Source organism: Microcystis aeruginosa LEGE 91341 (genome assembly GCF_015206885.1).
GTDB classification, from domain to species: domain Bacteria; phylum Cyanobacteriota; class Cyanobacteriia; order Cyanobacteriales; family Microcystaceae; genus Microcystis; species Microcystis aeruginosa_H.
The window spans coordinates 1-25,397 of record NZ_JADEXY010000063.1 but is presented as its reverse complement, the minus strand read 5'-3'; the positions used below and the strand labels follow the sequence as shown (position 1 = coordinate 25,397).

The following is a 25,397-nucleotide window of genomic DNA, read 5'->3' as shown; positions in this document are numbered from 1 at the left end:
TAAAGAGTTTTGAGTTAAAAGTTAAACTTCAAGTTTTCATTCAGGACGAATGTACTGATTAACTAATTTTTTGGGGAAAATTAGTTAACCCATCATTATAACATATAATTAATTTGCAAGAGTTCTAATCTTATTTGGGACGTTTGGGGTTAGATTTTGGGCTCTTCTAGGTTCTGTGTGATAAGTTTAACTTACAGAGGATTGATCGATCTTTGTGTCCTTTGTGTCTCTGTGGTTCGTTCCACTCACTGCCCCAAGACTGTATCTTAGAATACATTTTACCCACCAAACCTGGGAGAGCCGATTTTGGTTGGTTGTTTATCTTTGATAGACGGAAAAATGCTTTACCAATGGAAGAAAGATTATCAACTGAAGTTGTGGTGACAGAAAATCAATATAGAATTACTGTAATTAGAGCTTGAGTATTTCCAAAACTCACTGTTTGTGTTACATTTCATTAACGCACCCTACAGGATTAACTTTTAGAATTTTGCTAAACTAGAAATAGGTAGAAAACAAGGAAATATAAAGTTATGACAGTTGTTAATTTATCACTTTCTCAACAATACATACTTGATATTGAACCATAAGGACGTTTAACTTTACCGCAAGAAATCCAACAAATTCTTAATTTAGAATCTGGAGATAGATTAATTTTAACTCTGGAAGATAATGGAACACTGCAATTAGTTAGTCTCAAAAACCAAGTTAAAAAATTAAGAGGTTTATTAAAAGATAAATCACCTGATAGAAATTTAGTAGATGAACTTATTCAAGAACGCAGACAGGAGTATTTAAGTGAATAAATCTGTGTTAGGTGCTTCTGCATTTTTAGCTTATCTTAGAGATGAACCAGGAGCAGAAGTTGTAGAAAATGCCTTGATTAATGGGTGTTATATCAGTATTATTAATTGGGTAGAGGTATTATCAAAAATTGTTGACTTAGGAGAATCCCCAGAGGAAATTATTGGCTCGTCGATTTATGCCACCCTGTTGAGAGACTGTAAGATTTTTGCCAGAGTTCCAGAAGAGCGATATGACTCTTAAACTATATTATTGTCCTTGAGTAAAAAATGCAAGTTGTAGCCGTGCAAAGCGTATCTACCTTCTAGCTCGCTTGTCCCCCTCTCAGCTGATTCACCGAAAAGTTTATCCAGAAATTCCTGCTAAAGTTGCCTATTCTTTAACCGCTTTCGGAGAACCCCTAAAACCGATTATTCTGCAAATGCACCAATTAGGAATTGTTCCGACATTCCGCACATCTTCATATACCTTTATATATTTTTACATTCCCCAAGATGTTTTGACGAAAAACCTTCATTGTAGAAACTACTATTGAAAACATTTTCAATAATTGATTTTTTCTGAGAAAACAAATTACAATTCTTCACCTTTATGAAAATCGATCATTGTAGCTACAATCCTTACTGACAAAGGGTTGTCAGCAATGTATTAGTAAAAATTATCAATTGAATGTTAAGAAGTGCGGAAGGTGGGATTGTTAAGAAACATTAACTCCGTACGTAAAAATAAGGTAGTTCGATGGATAGGATTATGATGACGGTTGTTCTTCATGAACTCGATCACAAAAATGTAACTTTAGCGATCTCAAATATTTGGAGTTTAACTAAAATGACAGTTTCGACGCAAAAAAACAACGGATTCACTCATTTTTGTCAAAATCTTGCCATTGGTTTTGTCGGATTAATGAGCTTAGGACTAAGTGCAGAAGTGTCTCTGGCGGATGCTAGTGTCATCCTCAACGGTTTTGGCGGACCCGCTGGTTTTGGTGAATTATCCCAGGGACCAAACGATGATGGATCTTCGAGTCAGTTAAACTTGCCCTTTAATATTGACTTTTTTGGCAGTGATTTCAGCACTTTCTTCGTCAACAACAACGGTAATTTAACTTTTGTTAATCCACTGGGTCAATTTACTCCCAGTCCTTTCCCGATTACCAACCAACCGATGATTGCACCCTACTGGGGTGATGTGGATACCCGCGGTACTGGGGCGGTTTATGTGGCTTCTCCCAATGAAAGTACAGTGGTTGTAACTTGGGATCAAGTAGGCTATTATTCCTTTGGGACCGATTTACTCAATACTTTCCAAGTCGTCCTCCGGGATCGGCCTGATACCGGACTTGATGGGAATTTCGACATCGAGTTTCGTTACGGACAACTGCAATGGACAACGGGAAGTGCCAGTGGTGGCAGCGGTGGTTTAGGTGGAACTCCCGCTCAAGCTGGTTTCGATGCGGGGGATGGAATTAACTTCTTTACTCTCCCCGGTTCGCGCACATCGGAAGTGTTAAACTTAGCCAATATCAGTAACGTTTCCCTTGATACCCCCGGTTTATGGTCTTTCGCTATCCGCAACGGTGAAACACCTGGTAGTACCCCTGACAATCCCTTGCTCCCAGTGATTATCGAGGATGGTTTTCAGTTTGACTTCAATATCACTGAACCCGACCGTCCTTTCTTTATCGACCCCGATGTGGCGGTAGGTTATAACTATATCGTCGATTCAGGTCCGAATATGACCTCAGTGCTTTTACCCACGGGTATCGGTGATGGTTTCTATGAATTGTGGTCAGATTCTAGTAGTGGGAACTGTACCGATTTTGTTTCCAGTGGCACAACCTTGACGGGAGGCACGACTTTTAACTTTGCTTCACCTCTCCGTTGTTTCAGTGTTCGTGGTATTGAAACCAGTGCGGGTTTAGATCCCACCAATCCTCTCGCTTTTGTCACGGGATTGACCTTTGAGTCTGCCGGCTCAGTTTCCATCCGTCAAATCCCGATCACTGTATTTGTTGCGACTCAAGTTCCTGAACCGACCACTTCCGCTTTTATTTATGCAGGATTAATGGGTTTAGGATTGTTAGCGCGTAAAGCTAAGTAAATTGTCAGTTTTATCTTCTTTATTTCACCCCCTACTCCACGAAGAAGTAGGGGCTTTTTATAGGAAAATTTTTTCTTAAGGTTTCAAATTTTCTCCTCGAATAAACCAAGTAATTGTGGCACTGGTAAAAGCAGTGATAGCGACAATAGCTATTTGTTTCCAGTTTTTTAATTCCCCAACTTTCTCGATTAAATCGGGAATTTTTTGGGTTAATACTGCTTGGGATTGAATTGTTCCTTCAATTTTAGCCGTGATAATTTTGACTTCCGTGATTTCTTTGTGTAGGTTAATAAATTGCTTGTTATTTTCTTCTCTCAGGGTTTCTAGTTGTTGGCGATTATCTTCCTTTAGCGTATCAATTTGCTCCCGGGTGTCTTCTCGCAGGGAAGTCATTTGCTCGCGGGTTTCTTCTCGCAGGGAACTTATTTGCTCGCGGGTTTCTTCTCGCAGGGAAGTCATTTGCTCGCGAGTTTCTTCTCGCAGGGAAGTTATTTGCTCGCGGTTTTCCTGTCGCAGGGAAATCATCTGCTCGCGGTTTTCCTGTCGCATTGCCGAGAGTAAGTCTTTCAATTCTTGAATATCATTGCTAGTAACAGTAGTCATAGAATTAACCCCAAGAGAATCTATTTAACCAGCATCTTTTAATTTTATTATACTTCACTGACGCTAAAAAGGTCAAATTCATCAAATTTAATTACCTCGGAGTCAGGATAACGAGTATCAAAACGATAACTGCTCACGGTCCCTTTTTCTGTATCTAAAATGCTAAAAACCGTCACATCATTACTGGCAATATAGGGTAAAGGTTGATTAACCCAATCCACTAGAGGAGCAATATTCGGGATAATTGCTTCTAATCCATTGGGATTACCAATGACCGCATAATTTCTATCGAGAGGTACAGGACGTTTTTTATCACCTAAATAAGCACCATAACTATTTCCAACGTTAGAAGATTCGAGAAAATTCATACCCTTAGGACTAAGAAAACGATTCCATAAATGAGAATGACCATAAAAAACCAAATTAACCTTGGCTGATTCTAATAAAGGAAGTAAATCACGAATAATATAATCATTTTCCTGGGGATAATCATAGCGTACCGATGTAACTTTTCCCGTGGCATCCCGTTGAATTGTCGGCACGGGATCGGTGTAGGGTGGCACGATATTTCCTCCTAGAGTATGGGGAGGATGATGAAACATAACTACCTTATATTTAGCCTCTTGAAATTCTCGACTATTTAACTCTTTTTCTAACCATTGATATTGAGGACTACCTTGAGAAATTGGCTCAAAAATATGCTGACCATAACCCCAGCGATCTGGTCTATCTAAGTCTCTTTGATTTTCGTAATATCTTCCCCTTGCATTGGGTTCTAAATTGGGATTTCTCCAGATATTAGTAACATATAAAACCACTAAACGAATATCACCAAAGTTTAGAGAATAATATTTATTTTGAGGCAAAGAAAAAATTTCTTCGTAGGTGTCTGTGTTAAAAGCATGATTTTTTAACCATTTTTCATTAATTGCTGCTGTATCCTCCGCTAGTTTTTTAGCAATAAACTGAGGAATAGCATCTTTAAACTGTTCATTTAAATCTATAGAAGTAGAAAATCTGCCCATAACTTCATGATTACCAATAGCAGGAAATAAGGGAGCATTTTGAATAATTTCTCCCCCTTTATAAATAGTCTGAATACCATTCTTTGTAAGAGGATAATTAGCACGACCTTGTAAACAGGGAAAGAATGCCCCACCGCGACTATCATCAAACCATTCGGAAGCTCGATCGGGTATATTAACTAAATCTCCCGCTAAAAAAACCGCATCTACCTGTCCAATAGTTTCGCTAACTTTTTGCAAATTAGCGGCAGTCATAGGCATTAATTGATGATCGGAAGTGAGCAGAATTTTGAGATTAGTTCCTTTTTTTGGTCTTGGGGTAAGGGTATAAATATCACTTCTAATCGCTGTATTTTCTTGAAAACTGGTGACTTGATAGGGAATCCTTTCCCCGGGATTTAAATCAGTAATTTCGGCCTGATGTCGCCAGATTTCTCGATCGGTTAAAGATTGATAAGCTTCAAGGGTTCTCGATTGAGCATCTTCTCTAACTCTAGTTAATTTGCTAGTGCGAGCGGGTGCTATTTTCTCTAGTTTTTCCCCGTAGCGGACCTGATGACGAGTGCCAAAAAATTCCGTAAACCAAACCACTTGTATTGATGTTTCGGTGGGTAATTGTAAAAAAGGTTCGCTTAAAAGTTGATTCTTGTTCATTGTCGCTAAAAGATAACTAATTATAATTAGGGTTTGCTGAAAAAGTTTGTTGGTGAGGTTAGGAGTCAGGAGTCAGGAGTCAGGAGTCAGGAGTCGGGAGTTTCAGGTTTTGTTACCCTCTCTTTTTTGTACTAACTCATGTACTGCAAAAAGGATAATGCAAGGTTTTTGATGGTCCCAATCCGATTTTCGCAGCACTAACATCAGATTTTAACAGGTCAAAAGCCTTATTTTAAAAGGGTTTTACCATTATTCAGCAAACCCTAATTAAAAAAGCTGGGTTAATATAACAACCAGCTTTTGAGATGCTCAAGTTAAAGAGAACTAACAAAACTTTTAACCCATCTTCGGGTAGTTTTAGTGACAGACTCCCGTGAAAGAATCACCACCATGCTTAACTGTAATGGTGCGAAGATTGTTTTCTAGGGTAAAACTAACCGGTGTTCCTGCTTGACTTTTTCCGCTAAAAGTATTTCTACCTTGGTAGGTAGTGACAGCTAATCCCACTGGCTGCATTTCCGGGGGAGTTGCGGCAGCAAAATTATCAATCGTTACGGTGTTATCGTCTTTGTTAACTACCAAAATTTGCCCTTCCACCACATCGCTAACCGGAGAAACCATTGTCAGTGTTACCGGTTCTTTTTTGTTGATTGAGTCATCATCAATTTCAGAAGTATAAACATAGAGTTTTACTCCTTGGGCGGTTTTGCCAGTTGCCGTACAGATGATACCATCTCCTAGACTAGGCATTTGGGCAAATGTCGGCTGAATTAAGACGCTAGAGACACCGATCAGGGTAGCAGTGGCTAAAAGAGCGGTTTTAGTCAGATTTTTAAGCATGAATTTCTCGGTGCAAGTGAACTTCTATTAGGTTTTTAGCACATTACCTGTGCTACGAGAAATCAAGATAACACAAAAATTGGCTAGAAATTTTGATAAAGTGTTGAGTGAGATTCTTGGCTTTTACTGCCATTAAATCGACAAAATAGCGATAAATCAGAGTTAAATGGTAATAACTAGCAAATTGCCCATCTTATCGGTTAATCTAAAACCTTAGACTCTAACTGCTGCTGTTGCCAGAGATTTTGATAGACTCCGGGGATTGCGATTAACTCCTCGTGGGTTCCCATCTGGACAATTTCTCCGCGATCCATGACAAAAATGCGATCAGCAGTGGCAGCGGCCAATAATTGATGGGAGATAAAAATCACGGTTTTTTGGCTTTCTTGGGCGAGATTTTCCAAAATAGCCGTGGCCGTTTGATTATCGACGCTAGATAGGGCATCATCAAGGATTAAAATCGGTGCTTGGATGGCTAAAGCGCGCGCTAAAGAGGCCCGTTGACGTTGACCCCCGGAAAGAGTAATCCCACGTTCTCCCACTAAAGTTCCGTATTTTTGCGGGAAATTCTCGATTTCCTCCTCAATTCTCGCTTGTTTGGCCGCCGATTTCACTGCCGAAAAATTCAGCAGCGGATCGCCATAACGGATATTATCTTCAATGGTGGTACTAAATAAAAAACTTTCTTGGGGAACATAAGCGATCGCTTTTCGCAGATCTTCAAGAGCAATTTGAGTCACATCTTGATTATCAATAAATAACTGTCCCTCGGCAATATTCAACAGACGGGGAATAGCGTTAGCAAGGGTAGATTTTCCCGACCTGATCGCACCGACAACCGCTACCGTTTCCCCCGTATTAATGGTAAAAGAAAGAGATTTTAAGGCGGGTTCCTTAGCATCAGGATAGAAAAAAGTCAAGGCTTTGGCGGTGATTTTTCCTTGAATATTTTTTAAGTGAACACAATCGGCATTGTCTTTAATTTTAGCCTCGGCTAACAGGATAGTTTCTAGGCGATCAATACTCACTTCTCCCTGTTGGTAGGCTGTAATAGTAAAACCTAATAAAGCAGTAGGAAAAACTAATCTTTCCGCCAAAATTAACAGAGCAATAAAGTCCCCAATGGTGATATTACCCGCTATAATTTGTCTAGTACCTAGGGCAAGCAAGGCCAATAAACTTACATAGGCTAAAGCTTCAATCAGGGGAAAAAGAAAATTACGAGTCTGGACTAAATCTAAATTAGCCTGTAGTAATTCCCGATTTCTTTGCTTAAATGCTAGGCGCTCGTTAGCTTCTTGGGCATAGATTTTAATCAGAGTGATACCACTCATATCCTCTTGAATTAAATCGCTCAGATGTGAGAGTTTTTCTTGTACTTTTTTCTGTTGCCGCTGGAGACGACCACTAAATAACTGCACAGCAATTAACATCAAAGGATAGACAGAAATAGCGGCGACTGAAAGGGGAATATGAATCGCTAACATCACGGGTAAAGTTAACCCATAGGCAAAAAAAGTATTAGCCAAACTGAGCAAAGCAAAACCCACCAGACGACGAATATTATCCACATCGCTAGTGGCACGGTTGATTAAATCTCCTGAAGTTTGCCGAGAAAAATAGGCAGGTTCAAGGGTTAATAAATGCTGAAAGATTTTTTGTTTAAGATCGAACTCTACCTGACGACCAATCCCGAATAATAGCACTCTGGAAATCATGCGGATAAACCACATAATCGAGGCTAAAGCGACAATGACGATCACATAGTAAATGATTTTTTGGAAATCAAAAGATTTACTCAAATCATCTATGCTATCCCGGATTAAAAGCGGTATATAAACACCCAAAAGATTAACAATAAGCAAAGCAACTACCCCCCCAGTTACTATTTGCCAATAGGGACGTAGATAATTTGCTAGTTTTTTAATGCGAGAATAAGCCATATTCAGTTATCAGTTATCAGTTATCAGTTATCAGTTATCAGTTATCAGTGAGCAGTTATCAGTTAAGTAGCTGGTTATAATTAAACTAAAAATGGATTTTAGGTTCGATCCCCCCTGCCCCCCTTAATAAGGGGGGTGCCGATAGGCGGGGGATCTGAAAACTTTTAACCCCTACCTACTTATCAGTTATCAGTTATCAGTGAGCAGTTATCAGTTATCAGTTAGAACAGGGAACAGGTAAAAGGGGGAATAGCCACCCAAGATTTTATTTTTTCTCCCTGTCCTGATTTGGTGGCGGTTTAACATTAGAACCACCCTGGGGCGGTTTACCGGGGGGTTTATCAATTTTAGCTTGATAGCCGCGCTTAAATTTATCATATCGTCTTTCTTGTTTGTCCGACATTTAAGTTACCTCTGTTTGATGCTGCCAAAATTCAATCAGCTAAGACGTATTTAAACCGCTTATTCTTAGATTAGCCGAATCTCCCCCAATCCCTTTACTGTTGCCAGAGTGCAAGAGGGCCTCATCTCAACAAGCAATTTAAATACGCGGGCAGCTTATTACATTTTGGGCGCACGCAGTTCGATAAACTCACTGACCACGATGCGCCCCTACCATGCGTTTCAGACAAATTTTTATGCTTTTATTACATGACTGGTAATATTTTGTAACAATCTATACTATCTTTCCCGTTGAAGACTGTAAATTTAAGTTAATTGCTTCGGTAATAACCCTGAAATAAAGTGATCTTTCTAGCCCAGATGACCAAAAGCCGCCCCTATCTATCTATCGAATCCTCAAAACTCTTATGCTTCTAGAAAAAATCTCTTAGACAAAAACTACTGCTAAATCTCCCAAGATGGAGAAGCAAAAGCGATCGAGAGATACAAATAATTAAAGCCTCCTTACTGAATCAACAGTTACTTTCAAGAAATCTTCTCGGTTATCACCGCAGTCAGTTAGGGGAAATAATGAGAATTTTTCACCGTTTCATCACCTTTGTTTAGTTTCTAATCACGATTTTTTAGTCCATGAGTAAACTTTCCAGACGTAGATTTATCTTCACTGCCGGGGCAACTGCCGTAGGAACAGCAATTCTCCACGGTTGCGCCACTCCCAATAATACCGCGACCAGTCCCTCCCCGGCCGGCAGTCCTGCCGCTTCCCCCGTTGCCGGTGGAGAAACCCCCGAAGTCACCACCGCTAAACTAGGTTTCATTGCCCTCACCGACGCTGCCCCCTTAATTATCGCCAAAGAAAAAGGTTTATTCGCTAAACACGGGATGCCCGATGTACAGGTGATGAAACAAGCCTCTTGGGCTGCAACCCGGGATAACCTCGAATTAGGTTCGGCGGGTAACGGTATCGATGGGGCGCATATTTTATCCCCCATGCCCTACCTAATGACCTTGGGCAAAATCACCAAACAGCCCGTACCGATGTATATTCTGGCGCGTTTGAATACCAACGGTCAAGCAGTTTCCATTTCTAATGAATATATAGATCTGAAAGTTGGCCTCGATAGCGGTGTACTAAAAGAACCCTTCGCTAAAGCTAAATCTGCGGGCAAAGAAGTTAAAGCCGCCGTCACTTTCCCCGGTGGTAATCACGATCTCTGGATGCGCTATTGGTTAGCCGCCAGTGGTATCGATCCGAATAAAGATCTATCCCTAATTGTTGTTCCCCCGCCACAAATGGTGGCTAACATGAAAGTCGGCACGATGCAAGCTTTCTGTGTGGGGGAACCTTGGAACGCCCAATTAGTTAACAAAAAACTCGGGTACACTGCCCTGATCACTGGAGAATTCTGGAAGGATCACCCCGAAAAAGCCTTCGCTTTACGCGCCGATTGGGTGGATAAAAATCCCAAAGCGGCAAAAGCTTTAACTATGGCTGTTCTAGAAGCGCAGCAATGGTGCAATGATCCCGCTAATGTTAAGGAAATGTGCGAGATTATTTCAGGACGGGAATGGCTGAAAATTGACCCCGCCGATATCTTGGGAAGAATGCAGGGTAATATCGATTTCGGTGATGGTCGCAAAATCGAAAATAGCCCCGTAGCCATGAAATTCTGGGCTGATAACGCTTCCTATCCCTACAAGAGTCATGATACTTGGTTTGTGACTGAAGACATCCGTTGGGGCTATATTCCCGCCGATACGGACATCAAAGCTTTAGTTGATAAAGTTAACCGGGAAGATATCTGGAGAGAAGCCGCCACAGCCCTCAATGTTCCGGCTGATCAAATTCCCGCTACCCCTTCTCGCGGTGTGGAAACTTTCTTTGATGGTGTAACTTTTGACCCTGAAAATCCCACCGCTTACCTGAAATCTCTCAAGATTAAAAAGGTTTAAATTAGTGATCAGTAATCAGTAATCAGTTAAAGATGATTTTCTGATAACTTAACCACTGATAACTGAACCACTTAACCACTGATAACTGAACCACTGATAACTGATAACTGATTATGGCTGTTTCTATTTCTCGTCGTTCTCAAGATCCGAAATGGGTAAAAGACCTGAAAAAAAAATTATCCAAACTAGCAACTTCGGCGATTGCTTTATTAATTTTCCTTCTCCTCTGGCAAATTCTCTGTTTTAGTCCCGATGCTCCCCTTCCTAGCCCCACTAAAGTGGTTAGCGAGACCTGGGAATTAATTATTAATCCCTTCTTCAATAATGGTGGCACGGATGTGGGGTTATTCTGGCAAATTTTAGCTAGTTTACAACGGGTGGCCGTCGGGTTTACCCTTGCCGCTATTGTTGGCATCGCTGCGGGTATTTTAATCGGTAGTAGCGCCCTAATTTATGATGCGATCGATCCGATTTTTCAAATCCTGCGTACCGTTCCCCCCCTAGCTTGGCTACCCATCTCCCTAGCGGCTTTTCGTAATAACGAACCTAGTGCGATATTTGTAATTTTTATTACAGCAATTTGGCCAATTATTATTAACACAGCCGTGGGAGTACAACAGGTTCCCCAAGACTATAAAAACGTCTCTAGAGTGCTAAAATTATCCAAAGTTGAATATTTTTTCAATATTCTTTTTCCCGCTACTGTTCCCTACGTTTTCACCGGATTAAGAATCGGTATCGGTTTATCTTGGTTGGCGATTGTAGCGGCAGAAATGCTGATCGGTGGCGTGGGAATTGGCTTTTTTATCTGGGATGCTTGGAATACTTCAATGATCAGTGAAATTATCCTCGCTCTGATTTATGTAGGTATTGTTGGTTTCCTACTCGATCGCCTCATGGCCTACATCGCTAAATTAGTTGTACCCGAAGAAAATAAATAAGTTTAATTGTTAGTAAATAAAAGTGGGTGAGGTTCAAAACTAAATTATTAGCCACCCAACCCACCTCACCCCCGATAACAAAGTCCGAATCTAAAACCTAATTTGTTAAGCTAAAAGCTTTGATCTACCTAGTTTCTAACCTTCTTGTTAGATAGGAGAATTGCCAGATTCTTTCTTTTGCCTCTTGCCTGTTGCCTCTTGCCTTCAGAAGCTGATAACTGATAACTGATAACTGAAAATGTCTGCATTTATTGAAGTCGATCACATTGATAAGGTTTTCCCTCTCCCCGATGGCCGTCAATATATTGCCCTGAAAAATATCGATCTCAGCGTTACTCAAGGGGAATTTATCTCTTTAATCGGTCATTCCGGTTGCGGGAAATCCACCCTCTTAAATATGGTCGCTGGACTCGATCGCCCGACGGTGGGAGGGGTGATTTTAGAGGGAAGAGAAATTAAAGGTCCCGGTCCTGATCGCATGGTGGTGTTCCAGAATTATTCCCTGCTGCCCTGGTTAACCGTCCGGGAAAATATCGCCCTAGGAGTTAATCGCGTGCTGCGTCATCTGCCGGCTGCTGAACGCAAAAGTGTCATCGAACATAGTATCGATATGGTACACCTGCGCCATGCCGCCAACAAACGACCGGGAGAATTATCGGGAGGCATGAAACAACGGGTAGCGATCGCCCGCGCTTTAGCCCTACGGCCAAAAGTCCTGCTCCTTGATGAACCCTTTGGGGCGCTGGATGCGTTAACCAGAGGCAATTTACAGGAACGTTTGATGGAAATCGTCGAAGAAAGCCACGTTACCTGTATCATGGTCACGCACGATGTGGATGAAGCCCTATTACTATCCGATCGAGTGGTGATGTTAACCACCGGTCCGGAGGCCCATATCGGTCAGATTCTCGATGTTCCCATTCCCCGGCCCCGGCATCGTTTGGAAGTAGTTAATCACCCTAGTTACTACTCCCTCCGTAACGAGATCGTTTATTTCCTCAACCAACAGAAGCGATCGAAGAAAGTCGGTCAACCCACCGGACCAGTGACGGTGATCGGCCAAGCTACCAGACTGAAAACCAATCCCACCATCGGTTTTATCCCCCTCACCGATTGCGCCCCGATTATTATCGCCAAAGAGAAAGGTTTCTTCGCCGAGGAAGGATTAGATGATGTTGTCCTGCAACGGGAACCCAACTGGAAAGCACTCGCCCAAGGAGTGGCCACCGGTCGTCTCGATGCGGCCCAGATGGTAGCGGGAATGCCCCTCAGCATGACCATTGGCGCTGGCAATAAGCCCTCTGTCCCCGTCATTAGTGCCTTGGTACTCAGTCGCAACGGTAACGCCATCACCCTCAGCAATAAATACAGGGAATTGGGGGTAGAAAAACTCGAGGACTTAAAGGATGCCCTCCCCCTTCGACTTAGCTCAGGGCAAGTGCAAAGTCCCGATAAAATCGCCACTTTCGGCATGGTTCACCCCGCCTCCATGCACAATCTGCTGTTACGCTACTGGTTAGCTAGTGGCGACATCGATCCCGATAGTGATCTCAATTTAGCCGTAATTCCGCCGCCTCAAATGGTTTCCCTGCTAAAAGCGGGTAAGATCGACGGTTATTGTGTGGGGGAACCCTGGAACTCCTACGCCGTTCACGAAAAATTAGGCTACGTTATCGCCACCGATCTCGATATTTGGCCCGGACACCAGGAAAAAGTCCTCGGAGTCAAGGAAACTTGGGCAGCGAAACATCCCGAAACCCATATCGCCATGGTGAAAGCTTTAATTAAAGCCTGTGAATACTGCGATGATCAGCGTAATCGAGAAGAAATCGTCAATATTCTCAGTCAGCCCCAGTATGTGGGCGTGGATAGGGCAATTATCCGCCCCGGTTTCCTCGATGGTTACGATCGCGGTTTAGGAACTGCCCCCGAACACCTATTCCGATTTAATCAGTTTTACGTCGATCAAGCTAACTGTCCAGGCCGGAGTGAAGCCCTATGGACCCTAACTCAGCTTGCCCGTTGGGGTTACGCACCGTTCCCCCGCAACTGGGTAGAAGTGATTGAACGCGTCCGTCGTCCCGATCTGTTTGGTGAAGCTTGCCGGTCCCTGGGCCTTCCCGATTTGGAACCCGATCGCCACAGTTTTGCCCTCTTTGATCGTCTTATTTTCAATCCTGACGATCCGATCGGCTATCTGGAACGTTTCTCGATCCGTCGCGATTATCGCGTCTCAGAAGTTCTCCTCGATGATCCTGTCGCTAATTAATCGTTGTGGTGGGCTTTGCCCACCTTAAAATAAATCTAGGACGAATATGCAAACTTTTACCGATAAGACCGTGAATTCCACCACTACTACCCAGCCTTTTTTATTAGTTAGTAATGTTGCCAAAGAATACCCCTCCCACGAAGGGGTTTACACCGTTTTAGACGGTGTGGAGCTGCAAGTCAATGAGGGGGAATTTGTCTGCATTATCGGTCACTCCGGCTGCGGTAAATCGACCCTTTTAAATATGGTGGCGGGGTTTTCTTCTCCTAGTCGTGGGCAAGTGCTGCTACAGGATAAAGAGGTTAAGGAACCGGGGCCAGACCGGATGATGGTATTCCAAAATTATTCGCTTCTGCCCTGGAAAACTGCCTTTGAGAACGTTTATATCGGGGTTAATTCCGTTTATCCCGAAAAATCTCACGCTGAGAAGGTGAAGATTGTGGAAGAAAATCTATCCTTAGTGGGATTGACAGAGGCAGCCCAGAAAAAACCCCCCCAATTATCGGGAGGCATGAAACAACGGGTTGCGATCGCCCGCGCCCTGGCCATTCGTCCCCAAGTCCTCATCCTCGATGAACCGTTTGGGGCCTTAGATGCAATTACTAAAGAGGAATTACAGGAAGAATTGCTGAAAATCTGGCAAGAACACCAGTTAACCGTGTTGATGATTACCCACGATATCGATGAGGCTTTGTTCTTGTGCGATCGCTTGGTGATGATGACCAACGGCCCAAGCGCTAAAATCGGGGAGGTGTTAAAGATGCCTTTTGCTCGTCCCCGGGTTCGTTCCCAAATTACCGAGGATCCCCGTTACTACGAACTCCGCAATGAAGCTCTCGATTTCCTCTACAATCGTTTTGCCCATTCGGAGGATCCCAACGAGGATGCCCCCGAACAACCCCGCACAGAAAATCTCGTGGGTAAAATTGTTACTACTATTGGTGGCATAGCTTTACTCGCTTTTGTCGGTTTTAGTCTAATACAAATGTTCACTAGCAAGACTCCCAATACTGCTAATCCGGCTACCATCGAGGACTCCAGATAAGTAACAGTTATCAGTTATCAGTTATCAATGATTAAGATGTTCAAAGACCGATTTATCACCGATATCGTTGGGGAGAGGTTGGCTTAATTTTCTCAGAGCAAAGATAACGAATAAAGTCGCCCAGAGAATTAATAGCCCTTTCTCCCAATTTAAGGGCAATATCCCCAAAAGATGACCGAGTAAAAGGGTGGGAACTAGAGGGGTTAAAAACTTGGTTTCTAGACGATTAAAACAAAAAGCTTCTTTAAAATAAATCCCCGTGAGACTAGCAAAAATAAAGCCGACACCGAATAAACTCACCGGGTGGTTATAGACAAATTCTAGGGGAGAAAGGTGAGAATAGAGGCTGAAAATTAGGGAAGTAATCGCCCCGATTAGCCAAAAAACTTGCAGGAGACGATGGAGGGGAATTAAATATATATGAATAGTCAATAAACTGATGCCTAACCCCAGACAAAAACCAATGTATAAAAGGTTGGTCAGGGGCAATAATTGCGGTCGGGTGAGAACTATAATTGTAGCGACAGCGAAACTAAAAGCCGCTAAATTTAAACCCAGACGGTAGAGACGCACCCCTAGGCGATCGCTATCCGTAATCGTAAACTCTCCGAATTGACCTTGATAAACTCGATCGACAGCAGGGGAAGTCATAATGCTCTAAAGAAAAAGGGAAGCTTAGAAAAGATCGACTACAAATTATCTTAATCTTGAATTATGCCAGTAGCCTCACTTCTCCCTCCTCTCGGCCCACTATTTGGGAGTTTAGTAGTCAATCGAGCTAAAAATTATGATTAATTGGTATATAGCGTTTCCTAAGCTAGTGAGGTACACCTATTTTTCTTCCCTTTTGCCTTTTGCCTCTTGCCTTTTGCCTAAAACCCATAACTTTTGTACCTCACCAGAGTGAAAAACGCTATAAAAAACTATATATGTTATTTTACTACGTCTTTCTTGTTTTAACTTCTGATTCCTTGTCATTTCAGTAATTCTCTTTGGTGCCAGAGACTTTTATGAACTCAACTAGCGAAATTTTGATCGTGGGCGGTGGTATCATCGGATTAGCGATCGCCGTCGATTTGCAATTGCGGGGGGCAAAAGTTACCCTCCTAGTTCGAGATATAGCTCAGGCCGCTAGTCGTGCGGCTGCGGGAATGTTGGCCCCCCATGCGGAAGGGATTCCCCCGGGTCCGTTTCTCGATCTTTGTTTACAATCGCGCTGGTTATATCCAGAATGGAGCCGCAAAATCGAGGATTTAACGGGTATAAACAGCGGTTACTATCCCTGTGGTATTCTTGCTCCTGTTTACGAGCTAGATCAGCCCATTGCTGCCAATACAGCTAATAAAATTTGGTTAGACAGCAATGCAGTTCACCTCTACCAACCCGGACTAGGTAAAGATGTGGTCGGTGGTTGGTGGTATCCCGACGATGGACAAGTGGACAACCGGCAGCTAGTGACTGCGCTGCAACAAGCGGCCGAAAATTTAGGGGTAGAAATTCGCCAAGGGGTAGAAGTCCACGCCCTACAACAAAAGCAGGGAAAAGTCAAGAGTATTTATACCTCAATTGGGGAATTAGAAGCAAAAATTTATATTTTAGCGGCGGGATCCTGGGCCAGTCAACTTTTACCCCTTCCTATCCATCCCGTCAAAGGTCAAATGGCCGCGGTAAAAATGCCCCCTAACCAGACCTTAACTAGGGTTTTATTCGGTCCCCAAACCTATCTGGTTCCCCGTCGCAATGGTCGTTTAATTATCGGGGCCACTTCCGAAAAAGTCTCCTGGCAAACGGGTAATACACCCCAAGGATTGCAAACCCTTTTTGCGCGTGCTACCCGTCTCTATCCCCCTTTAGCTGACTGGGAAATCGAGGAAATGTGGTGGGGATTCCGTCCGGGTACAGCCGATGAATTACCTATTTTAGGCCGCAGTAGCTGTGATAACCTGATTTTAGCCACCGGTCACTATCGTAATGGCATTTTACTCGCTCCTGTCACTGCTTCCTTGATTGCTGACCTGGTGATTAATGACAAAGTTAATCCCATTTTGACCCATTTTCGATGCGATCGCTTTAATCAACCATCACCCGTTACTATTCCACCTATGTCCTTAACTATTATTGAGAATAAACCCCAAGCGCTTTTATCGCCCCAAAATGATCGCCTCACCATTGCTGGGAAAACCTTTCACTCCCGCTTGATGACTGGGACTGGCAAATATGCCAATCTGACGACTATGCAGGAAAGTATTAGTGCCAGTGAATGTCAGATTGTCACCGTTGCCGTTAGAAGAGTACAAACGAACGCACCCTTCGACTTGGCTCAGGGCAAGCCCGGTCATGAGGGATTAGCAGAAGCGATCGATTGGTCTAAAATTTGGATGTTACCCAACACTGCCGGTTGTCAAACGGCCGAAGAAGCGATTCGGGTGGCTCGTTTAGGACGGGAAATGGCCAAATTATTGGGACAGGAAGACAATAACTTTATTAAACTCGAAGTTATTCCCGATCCTAAATATTTATTACCCGATCCGATCGGAACTTTGCAAGCGGCGGAACAATTAGTTAAAGAAGGTTTTGCCGTACTGCCCTATATTAATGCCGATCCTCTCTTAGCCAAACGTTTAGAGGAAGCTGGCTGCGCCACGGTTATGCCCCTAGGATCGCCGATTGGATCGGGACAGGGCCTGAAAAATGAGGCAAATATCGCGATTATCATCGAATCGGCCAAAATTCCCGTGGTGGTCGATGCCGGGATCGGTACACCCTCAGAAGCGGCCCGGGCCATGGAAATGGGGGCCGATGCTTTATTAATTAACAGTGCGATCGCTATGGCGGCCAATCCGGCTATGATGGCGCATGCCATGGCAATGGCGGCAAAAGCGGGACGTTTAGCTCATTTAGCGGGAAGAATGCCGATTAAGTCCTATGCTAGTCCTAGTTCCCCCCTGACGGGAACGATCGCCTAACCGATTAAGCCTTGCCCTGAGCCAAGTCGAAGGGTAGGAATGGGCTGTTTTCAGCTATCGTGGGCGGGGCCAGAAAAATTGACTAGAATAAAAGAGGTGGAATCATGATCGAGAGTCTGCCTAGCAATTATCGTCATGGCCGCCAATCCTGAGACTACATTTTTTGATCACCGAGGTATATTGGCGATGATCACTAAAAATTCTTTATTATCAGGTTTGTTTCTGGGTCTGGGTTGGGTTTGCGTTAGCGGCAACCTAGTCGTGGCCCAATTGCCTATCAGTGAGCGTTGTTTAGCTGAGGCTGAATCCTGCGCTTACCAAAAATATCCGCAATACAATCAGCAATTAGACTTTCGCACCAGTCCCCAAATCGAGCAGCGGCGACAGAACATGATCGAAAATCAATGCAGTAGCATTAATTCCTCTCGTTGTCATAATCTGCGTCCGCAGGTGCAAAAACTACAGGAAACTCCCACCCTGCAGCAATTGCGGGAACAACAGATTAGAATCATCGAAACCCGTTAAAATAGGGGAGATTTGGCCATCTCCCCCCACACCACACATCAATAAATCGCACAATTAACGCACTTCAAACAAACGATTGTCCGGTAAATTACTAATCGATCGCTGGAGACTATTTAAGGATTTATTGTAATCAACGATCGCCTGTAGATAACGACTTCTGGCATCGGTTAAATCCCGTTGGGAGTTGATCACGTCCGTTTGGGTTCCCACACCCGCCTGAAAGCGTAAACGGGCTAATCGCAGACTTTCGGTGGCTGATTCAATGCTTTTTTGCGAAGTTTTGATGTTTTCTTGGTTAGAAATCAAACTATAGTAGGATTCCTCCACCTGAAGGCGAATTTCATTGCGACGGAGGGAGAATTCCGTATCGGCGCGATCGATATTTCTTTCCGCTTGACGGGCGCGAGCAAAAGCACGACCACCATCAAAGAAAGTCCAACGAATCCGGCCGCCGACGCTAAAACCATCGCCAAAACCAGCAGAATCACTGAGATCGTTGAGGACATTATACTCGCCCAAAAGGTCCACCTGGGGAATCACCGCCGAAATAGCGATCGAGCGGTCTTCTGCGCTAATTTCCCTCTGTAATAGTTGTTGTTCTAATTCCGCGCGATTTTTATAGGCCAAAACGATACTATCATCAAGACTTAAGCCCCAAGTTCCCGCCTCGCGAATCTCATCGGCAGCGGTTAACTCGATGTGCTGACCGACACTCAATATCTGCGCCAGTCGTCGTCGGGAAATACGCTGGTTAGAAATCGCCCGGGTTAAGTCTTGGTTAGCGTTGGCCAGGTCAACTTCCGCCTGTAGGACAGCAAATCGGGTTCCTAGTCCCGCTTGCTCCAATAATTGAGCATCGCGTAAACTTTGACTAGCATCTTCGATCGCCGCTTGGGAGATCGCTACCTGAGCATCACCCCTCTGCAATTCATAATAGGCATCGGTGGCATCAAAACGAGTTTGTTCCGAGACTCGTTCCACCTCTAATTCCCGTTGCCGGATCACTTTTTCGGCCCTTTTGATCTGGGCTGTCCGTTCACCCCCTGTATAAACCCCATAGACGATGCTAACACTACCCTGAAAGTTGGTACTATCTTCGGGTGTAGTGGCTGGGATTCCCTGTTGACGAGCCAACTCATTCTGTCTTTGGGCAACTGCCGATTGATCTTGAGTGAGACTGGTTTCCGCTTGGGCCGTGGGTAATAAAGCCGCCTGTTGTTCCTTTAATTGGGCGCGAGCGATTTCTAAATCGACCCGGGCTGTCTGTAAGGTCTGATTATTTTTTAAAGCTAATTCGATCGCTTGATTTAAGGTGAGCGGTTGTACTACCCTAATATTTACCTCATCTGGTTTGGTGGGAAAAATTAGGGGATTGCCACTAGGATTAAGATAATTGGGGGCTTTGGGATCCGCTTCCGTGGTTGCCGGTGCCGCCGAGGGACCGGGTAATTGAGACACTGGATTGGCAGTAGGTCGGGGTTTCTTCAATAAATCGGCAGCGGACTGAGTTTGTGCCTTAACCGAGGATTCAGCCAAGAAAATCAACCCAAGCACCGCACTCACGGTAATACCATAACGCAAGAGCAACATGAGTATCTCAAAAGTAAACAGTAAACGATAATAAGTAAACAAGCTCACACCACTATGTTGGCCGATTACTAATTACTAATCAATAATCCTACTCCATCCCGACGCGGATCGCCCGTAGCAGTTAACTCCCTTCGATCATTCACTGCCACACCATGCACACCCCCAAAAAACATATTTTGTTCTTGCCACCGGGATACTTGAGTATTTGCGGGTAAAACCAGATTTTCGAGCAGATTTTCCCGATCTTCCAAAGGTTCAACTCCTAACTAGCAACTTAGGTTATTCTAGTCACAAAATTTCGAGACCGAATCCTGAAGGATAAAATCCAATACCTCGCGGGTTTTGGATTTTCTGGGGCTTATCGCCCAGATCATTGCAAGGGTTTCAGTATCCTTGTAAACGGGTAAATGGTGTTATCAAAAGAAGTATTGGGATAAAATCACTGTCCCTGATCGCCCCCCCAGATCTCGGTTCGGATTACGGGAAATCTGGAAAAAACCGGGACCGCTTTTGTTTTAAAGCTTTTCGACAAACTCTAAATAGGGTCTGCTGAAAAAGGTTTTCCTGGGGGTAGGAGTCAGTAGCCGGTCGTCAGTAGCCGGTCGTTTCAGGCTTTGTTGCCCTTGTTTTTTGTACCAAGAGATGTACTACAAGAAGGATAATGCAAGGTTTTTGAAAGTCCCAATCCTATTTTCGCAGGACTTTAACAGGTCAAAAGCCTTATTTTAAAAGGGTTTTACCATTATTCAGCAAGCCCTAAATAACGGTTAGATTGGTCGATAATCGCTTGCGTCAACTCCTTAGCCGCACCGATCCGGTTGGCCGGGCTCTGAATATCTTCTAGTTCGGAGCGACTCAGATGATTCTCTACCTGTGGGTGTTTCAGGAGATGATTAATAATCGGTTGTCCACTTTCATACGCTTGCATAGACGCTTCGTACACTACCGAATGCGCGGACTGCTTACCGATAATTTCTCCCAAAGCTATCATATATTGCTCGGAAAAAATGAAATCTTCCTGTACCTTTAGATTGGTCGCCATCTTGTCTTGACAGATATCCAACTTTTTCAATAACTTGCCGCATAAAGTCGCGGCGGCGGCAGTATAACTACAAACTTCGGGAATACAGATCCAATCCGCTCGTAGGGAGCGAAGATCTCGATCGTCCTCGGCGATCATCGCTTCTAAAGACATGGCCACATTGTATTTTGTCATCCTCGCCAGAAGGACTACCTGGGCGGAAACTTCGGGATTTCGTTTATGGGGCATCGTTGACGAACCGAGTTTTCCTGGCGTGTAAGGTTCGGCTAATTCGGAACATTCCGTGCGAGACAATACATAGATCTCGTTACAAATTTTACCTAACGTTGATGCTGTCATCGATAAAAGCATCACGAACTCGGCGATCCGATCGCGCGCCGTATGCCAACTGGTGTTCGCCGGGTTGAGATGTAAACGTTTAGCCAACATTCGCATCGTTTCGATCCCCCTCGGTAAACAACTCATATTACCGACACCGCCGAAAAGGGAAATGACGAAAATACGTTCTTCCGCTTCATCCATCCGCTTCAAATGGCGGAGAAGTTCATCTAACCAGATCGCCACCCGATAGCCGAAAGTAGTGGTTAGCGCGTACTGACCTTGAGAACGGCCGACCATTAGGGTTTCTTTATGCTGGGTGGCCAATTCCGTTAGGGTTTGAGCGATCGCCCGAACATCCCGTCGGATTATTCGGAAAGCATCTAACATCTCTAACATCGTGGCCGTATCTTGAATATCTTGGGTGGTCGCCCCGTAGTGAATATATTCTCCGAGGCCGCCGCGACATACTCGTTGCACTTCCCTTAACAAGGGGACCAGGGAATGACTGGTAAGTTCTAAATCTATCTTGACCCGTTCTAAATCCAGATTCTCCAGTTTCGCTTTTTGGGCGATTTCCTCGGCCGCCTCGCTCGGGATCACGCCCAGTTCACCCTGTACTAAAGCGAGGGCGGCTTCGATATTTAACCAGCGTTGATAGCGAGTTTCATCCGCGAAAATTAATCGCGTTTCCGGGGTGGTAAAACGTTTACCGTAAAATTTGGATTCAGTAATATGAGTCATAGATCGGTGATTTTTGTGATAAGTTACATCGATAAAAATTGTTGTTCTGGTGCGGCAAAGTGCGTCATTTTTTCTGTATTTGTCTCCAGAATAATAAGACTATAACCAACGGTTTTTTTAACCATAAATTCTCTCGAATTCCTTCATAAAAAATTGTTGTTCTGGTGCGGCAAAGTGCGTCATTTTTTCTGTATTTGTCTCCAGAATAATAAGACTATAACCAACGGTTTTTTTAACCATAAATTCTCTCGAATTCCTTCATAAATTCTACGAGAGCTTTGACACCTTCTATCGGCATCGCGTTATAGATAGAGGCGCGAATTCCACCGACCGATCGATGTCCTTTCAGGGCCAGCAGTCCCCGGTCACGACTTTCTTGTAAAAATAGATCGGTCAAAGAGCGATCGAGAAGATGAAAGGTAACGTTCATGGTCGATCGATCTTGTGGGCGCGCCACTCCCCGATAGAATTCCGTGGAATCCAAATAATCATAAATACATTTCGCCTTGGCATCATTCAAGCGTTCGATCGCCGCGATTCCCCCCAAACTTTCGATCCAGCGTAAGATCAGTTGCATCATGTAAATCGCGAAAGTATTGGGCGTATTATATAGGGAGCGATGCTTGGCATAAATACTATAATCCAACAGTAAGGGAGTTTCCGGTAAAGCGTGGCCCAGTAGGTCGTCGCGGATAATCACCAACGCCAGGGCCGAGGGACCGAGATTTTTTTGAAACCCGGCATAAGTGACCCCGAATTGTGAATAGTCCATCCGTCTCGATAAAATCTCTGAAGTGGCATCCACGACCAGCGGAACTTTCACCGAGGGAAAGCGATTCCAACGAGTACCATAGACAGTATTGTTACTGGTAATGTGCAGATAGGCCGCGTCTTCATCGCATTGAATCGATCGCTCGTCGGGAATTCGATCGAAATCGGTATCCGCGCTACTAGCCACCACCTGGGCGAGACTATAGTGCCGCGCTTCTTCCCAAGCTTGTCGGGCGAAATTTCCCGTTTCCACGTAGCCGGATTTGCGCGCGGGAGAGAGCGAGATCAAATTCAACGGGATCGCGGAAAACTGCATTCGCGCCCCACCGTGAACGAACAAAATTTTATAGTTAGCGGGCAAGTCGGTCAGTTGATAAAAAAGCCGTTCGGTTTCCTCCAAAACTTCCACGAAAATATCGGAGCGATGACCGATTTCAATAATCGAAGCCCCCGTGTTTCGGTAGTTGAGAAAGGTTTCTCGAACTTCCTCCATGACGACTTTCGGAAGCATGGCGGGGCCAGCTGAAAAATTGTAAATATTCATAAAACTTTTTTCCCTTTATAACCTAACGGATTTTCAGTTTTTCGATCAGTCCGTCAATGCCGTCTCGATCAAAACTCTCCACGCTCTCGCGCGCGGGGGAAGCGCGCTCCTGCAATCGTCGGGCCAGTGGTTCGATAAAAGGTAGTAACGCCGGTTCCCGTCGTTCCAAACTATGGGTGGCGATATCGAGTACCTCGCGTCCCCAATCGCCGAGCGATCGATCCTGTAAACTCGTCTCCCATCCTTGCGTTAATACCTCGCCAGAGCTAAAACGTACCTCCTCTAATCGCAAATCTCTCGTGAGACGATCGCAGGACTCGATATCTCCCAAACAACCCAAAAATAGGGCGAGCCAACTAAAAGTTTCGGTTCGGGACATGGCGGGCAGATGACGGATCTCGATAAAACTGTTGCACGGATTCTTCAGCACATCTCGCGCGGAACCCGTGGTCATCGCGGTCAGAATTGTTTGTACACTTTGGTTCAAATCGAGTTGTAATTTCATCCGAACGGCCGGCCAATAGAAAATTAATCCTTGCGCGAGGTCGCAGGGTTCACAGAATAGGGTTCGCCGACGATCGTGTAAGTCGATAAATTCCGCCTCTCCGAGATGGGCAAACTCCAAGGTACTGAGATCCGGATTCACGGGATAGTAAATTGTCCGTTCGCGAACCACCTCGAAGATGGGTTGCTCCCAAGCTTGAAGCATATAATCTTCCAAACTGGCGAAGAGCCGTCGCGGAAAATTGAGCCGACCTTGAAAGAAGGGATTCATCTCGGCTAAGGTACGATAGCCCTCGACTCTGAGGGAGGAAATAGACAATACTTTGGAACCGGACACGGAAGAATTCGCGCCCCACGCCCAAATTACGGGAGATAGTTTGATCAGGGAATTACTCGCCAGGACGATCGATTCTGGCGACACATCGAGATTAAATTGTAGAGAGGCGAATCCCGGCCAATTCTCGAAGGAAAAATGGATCGGGTGTTGATCGACGATTTTATCCCATAACCGATAATGACCTTTCGCCGCCACGTACTTAGCGCGCGGCGTTTCCGTTTTCGGTTGACAGCCATATCCTAAAATATGCAACTCTTCCTCGGCCAACACCGGCAATAACACACCGTCCATAAACCGATTCCACGCCGCTTGCACGGAGAAGAAACCGTCTTCGGGGGGAAAGGCGACTTCTAGGGTACAGAATCCGTAGTCCGTACCCACATCTATCCACCCCGTTTCCTGTCGTTTTCTCACCCCGATTAATTGGGTAGTGAAGCTATCGAAGTACGGTTCAAAATCGTGGCGCTCCGCCAACTTTTTAAAGAGGTTCCGGACTGACTCGTAGCTGGCCGCGTTCCCCTCGCGATCGACAACGGGCAATTCTATCTCGATACCGATGTTCATATTAGATAGGCTTCCTCGCTTGAAAAATATAACGATTTAAACTGAAAAAATAGCGATTCTCCCGGTCGAGCGCCTGTAATTCCTCGACCCAGGCTCGCACTTCCTCGCTATCGATATCCGATCGCCCTTCCAGAAACGATTGAATAAATCCGATCAACCAGTAACTATAGGTTCCTTCATGACAATCGCGGTTGAGAAAAGGCAGGATTTTCAGCGATGCCTCTTCAAATCCGGTGTCCCGTAGCAAATAAGTCAACCTTTCGGGTAATCTGGGATCGGCCAGATGCTCGTCCCAGAGATCGAGAATCTTCCGGATTCTAGAGCGATCGCCCACGTTCCAAACTAAAGAATCCCAATCGGTATCGAGAATGACGGCGCGTCCCCCCGGTTTTAACACCCGGAATAACTCTTCGAGCGCCCGATCGATATCGGTAACGTACTCGTAAACTTGAACGGCCACCGCCGCGTCAAAAGTATGATCGGCAAAGGGTAATTCTTCGGCCCTTCCCAACTGTAAAGCGATCGTATTTTTCGCCGCGCGACGTTTTTCGGCCAGACCGAGCATGGTTTCACTAATATCGATGCCCCAGATCCCACCCGACGAACCCACCTCGTCGGCCATTTCGCCGGCTAAAATCCCCGGCCCGCAACCGATATCGAGAACCCGATCGCCCGTTTGCAGGGCCAACAACGCCCGAATTTCCTGGCGTTGCCAGATCATTTCAGGACTTTGGTATTGAATCTCCGCTTGATACGCGTGTTGATCGTCAAATTTCAAAAATGAACTCATCGGAAATTTTGGGTCTGAAACCCCGCCGTAGAACGGCGGCTTTACGTTAGAATTAAAAGGCCAGTCTCGAAAACCAAGTGGACGGCGCAGCACCGTTCGGCGGTTCGGCTGAGCTCACCGTCG

The 25,397-nt window shown here is 44.7% G+C and carries 22 protein-coding genes and 2 pseudogenes; 10 read left to right on the top strand and 14 right to left on the bottom strand.

Going from position 1 to position 25,397, the window contains the following annotated elements:
• Nucleotides 1-602: 602 nt before the first annotated feature.
• From IQ234_RS21960 to IQ234_RS11385, 4 genes and pseudogenes are all read left to right on the top strand, one after another.
• Nucleotides 603-806: pseudogene (locus IQ234_RS21960) on the top strand (SpoVT/AbrB domain-containing protein); the annotation flags it as partial.
• Nucleotides 799-1,047 (top strand): hypothetical protein, encoded by a 249-nt coding sequence (locus IQ234_RS11395; protein WP_228008479.1) that lies wholly within the window; start codon nt 799-801, stop codon nt 1,045-1,047. The pseudogene IQ234_RS21960 and the gene IQ234_RS11395, both read left to right, overlap by 8 nt.
• Nucleotides 1,048-1,117: 70 nt before the next feature.
• Nucleotides 1,118-1,339, top strand: a complete 222-nt coding sequence (locus IQ234_RS11390) for a winged helix-turn-helix transcriptional regulator (RefSeq protein ID WP_228008478.1) — start codon at nt 1,118-1,120, stop codon at nt 1,337-1,339.
• A 293-nt stretch (nt 1,340-1,632) separates the two neighbouring features.
• Complete coding sequence (locus IQ234_RS11385) at nt 1,633-2,904, top strand: nidogen-like domain-containing protein (RefSeq protein WP_228008477.1); 1,272 nt, start codon at nt 1,633-1,635, stop codon at nt 2,902-2,904.
• Between the two features lie 75 nt (nt 2,905-2,979).
• Here IQ234_RS11385 and IQ234_RS11380 read toward each other — a convergent pair whose 3' ends face one another.
• The 5 genes from IQ234_RS11380 to IQ234_RS11360 form a co-directional block, all read right to left on the bottom strand.
• The gene (locus tag IQ234_RS11380; protein ID WP_228008476.1) at nt 2,980-3,507 is read right to left on the bottom strand and encodes a hypothetical protein; all 528 of its coding nucleotides are present in this window, start codon (nt 3,505-3,507) and stop codon (nt 2,980-2,982) included.
• Nucleotides 3,508-3,554: 47 nt separating this feature from the next.
• Nucleotides 3,555-5,186: a purple acid phosphatase family protein gene (locus tag IQ234_RS11375; RefSeq protein ID WP_193957164.1), complete on the bottom strand. Its 1,632-nt coding sequence runs from the start codon at nt 5,184-5,186 to the stop codon at nt 3,555-3,557.
• Between the two features lie 357 nt (nt 5,187-5,543).
• Entirely contained in the window at nt 5,544-6,026 is a 483-nt protein-coding gene (locus tag IQ234_RS11370) for a hypothetical protein (protein ID WP_193957163.1), read from the bottom strand.
• 200 nt (nt 6,027-6,226) lie between these two features.
• Nucleotides 6,227-7,969, bottom strand: a complete 1,743-nt coding sequence (locus IQ234_RS11365) for an ABC transporter ATP-binding protein (RefSeq protein ID WP_193957162.1) — start codon at nt 7,967-7,969, stop codon at nt 6,227-6,229.
• 265 nt (nt 7,970-8,234) lie between these two features.
• The gene (locus IQ234_RS11360; RefSeq protein WP_193957161.1) at nt 8,235-8,372 is read right to left on the bottom strand and encodes a hypothetical protein; all 138 of its coding nucleotides are present in this window, start codon (nt 8,370-8,372) and stop codon (nt 8,235-8,237) included.
• Nucleotides 8,373-9,001: 629 nt separating this feature from the next.
• Between IQ234_RS11360 and IQ234_RS11355 the strand changes: the two genes are divergently transcribed.
• From IQ234_RS11355 to IQ234_RS11340, 4 genes are all read left to right on the top strand, one after another.
• On the top strand, nt 9,002-10,324 hold the full coding sequence (locus tag IQ234_RS11355) for a CmpA/NrtA family ABC transporter substrate-binding protein (protein WP_193957160.1): 1,323 nt from the start codon (nt 9,002-9,004) through the stop codon (nt 10,322-10,324).
• A 113-nt stretch (nt 10,325-10,437) separates the two neighbouring features.
• Entirely contained in the window at nt 10,438-11,265 is an 828-nt protein-coding gene (gene ntrB, locus IQ234_RS11350) for a nitrate ABC transporter permease (protein WP_193957159.1), read from the top strand.
• A 238-nt stretch (nt 11,266-11,503) separates the two neighbouring features.
• Nucleotides 11,504-13,534 (top strand): nitrate ABC transporter ATP-binding protein, encoded by a 2,031-nt coding sequence (locus tag IQ234_RS11345; protein ID WP_193957158.1) that lies wholly within the window; start codon nt 11,504-11,506, stop codon nt 13,532-13,534.
• A 46-nt stretch (nt 13,535-13,580) separates the two neighbouring features.
• On the top strand, nt 13,581-14,579 hold the full coding sequence (locus tag IQ234_RS11340; protein ID WP_193957157.1) for a nitrate ABC transporter ATP-binding protein: 999 nt from the start codon (nt 13,581-13,583) through the stop codon (nt 14,577-14,579).
• Nucleotides 14,580-14,603: 24 nt separating this feature from the next.
• Here the strand turns inward: IQ234_RS11340 and IQ234_RS11335 are convergent, their stop codons facing one another.
• Together IQ234_RS11335 and IQ234_RS11330 are read right to left on the bottom strand one after the other, a co-directional pair.
• Complete coding sequence (locus IQ234_RS11335) at nt 14,604-15,230, bottom strand: DUF2301 domain-containing membrane protein (protein ID WP_193957156.1); 627 nt, start codon at nt 15,228-15,230, stop codon at nt 14,604-14,606.
• A 180-nt stretch (nt 15,231-15,410) separates the two neighbouring features.
• Nucleotides 15,411-15,557 (bottom strand): hypothetical protein, encoded by a 147-nt coding sequence (locus IQ234_RS11330; protein ID WP_193957155.1) that lies wholly within the window; start codon nt 15,555-15,557, stop codon nt 15,411-15,413.
• A gap of 32 nt (nt 15,558-15,589) precedes the next feature.
• On the opposite strand from IQ234_RS11330, the gene thiO reads away from it, so the two are divergent.
• Together thiO and IQ234_RS11320 are read left to right on the top strand one after the other, a co-directional pair.
• Nucleotides 15,590-17,545 carry a glycine oxidase ThiO gene (thiO, locus tag IQ234_RS21800; RefSeq protein ID WP_193957154.1) on the top strand — a complete coding sequence of 652 codons (1,956 nt, stop codon included), beginning with the start codon at nt 15,590-15,592 and terminating at the stop codon, nt 17,543-17,545.
• Between the two features lie 186 nt (nt 17,546-17,731).
• A complete protein-coding gene (locus IQ234_RS11320) occupies nt 17,732-18,070 on the top strand; it encodes a hypothetical protein (RefSeq protein ID WP_193957153.1) in 339 nt (112 codons plus the stop codon).
• A gap of 54 nt (nt 18,071-18,124) precedes the next feature.
• Here the strand turns inward: IQ234_RS11320 and IQ234_RS11315 are convergent, their stop codons facing one another.
• The 7 genes and pseudogenes from IQ234_RS11315 to IQ234_RS11290 form a co-directional block, all read right to left on the bottom strand.
• On the bottom strand, nt 18,125-19,660 hold the full coding sequence (locus IQ234_RS11315; protein WP_193957152.1) for a TolC family protein: 1,536 nt from the start codon (nt 19,658-19,660) through the stop codon (nt 18,125-18,127).
• Nucleotides 19,661-19,728: 68 nt separating this feature from the next.
• Nucleotides 19,729-19,926 (bottom strand): annotated as a pseudogene (locus IQ234_RS11310) (gamma-glutamyltransferase); the annotation flags it as partial.
• Nucleotides 19,927-20,402: 476 nt separating this feature from the next.
• Nucleotides 20,403-21,764 carry a class-II fumarase/aspartase family protein gene (locus IQ234_RS11305; RefSeq protein ID WP_193957151.1) on the bottom strand — a complete coding sequence of 454 codons (1,362 nt, stop codon included), beginning with the start codon at nt 21,762-21,764 and terminating at the stop codon, nt 20,403-20,405.
• A 117-nt stretch (nt 21,765-21,881) separates the two neighbouring features.
• Nucleotides 21,882-22,004 carry a hypothetical protein gene (locus IQ234_RS21615; protein ID WP_265578480.1) on the bottom strand — a complete coding sequence of 41 codons (123 nt, stop codon included), beginning with the start codon at nt 22,002-22,004 and terminating at the stop codon, nt 21,882-21,884.
• Nucleotides 21,997-23,079 (bottom strand): 3-phosphoserine/phosphohydroxythreonine transaminase, encoded by a 1,083-nt coding sequence (serC, locus tag IQ234_RS11300; protein WP_193957150.1) that lies wholly within the window; start codon nt 23,077-23,079, stop codon nt 21,997-21,999. The genes IQ234_RS21615 and serC overlap by 8 nt, the downstream gene beginning before the upstream one ends.
• Nucleotides 23,080-23,101: 22 nt before the next feature.
• Complete coding sequence (locus IQ234_RS11295) at nt 23,102-24,484, bottom strand: glutamate-cysteine ligase family protein (protein WP_193957149.1); 1,383 nt, start codon at nt 24,482-24,484, stop codon at nt 23,102-23,104.
• Nucleotide 24,485: 1 nt separating this feature from the next.
• Nucleotides 24,486-25,274, bottom strand: a complete 789-nt coding sequence (locus IQ234_RS11290) for a methyltransferase domain-containing protein (RefSeq protein WP_193957148.1) — start codon at nt 25,272-25,274, stop codon at nt 24,486-24,488.
• Between the last annotated feature and the right edge of the window lie 123 nt (nt 25,275-25,397).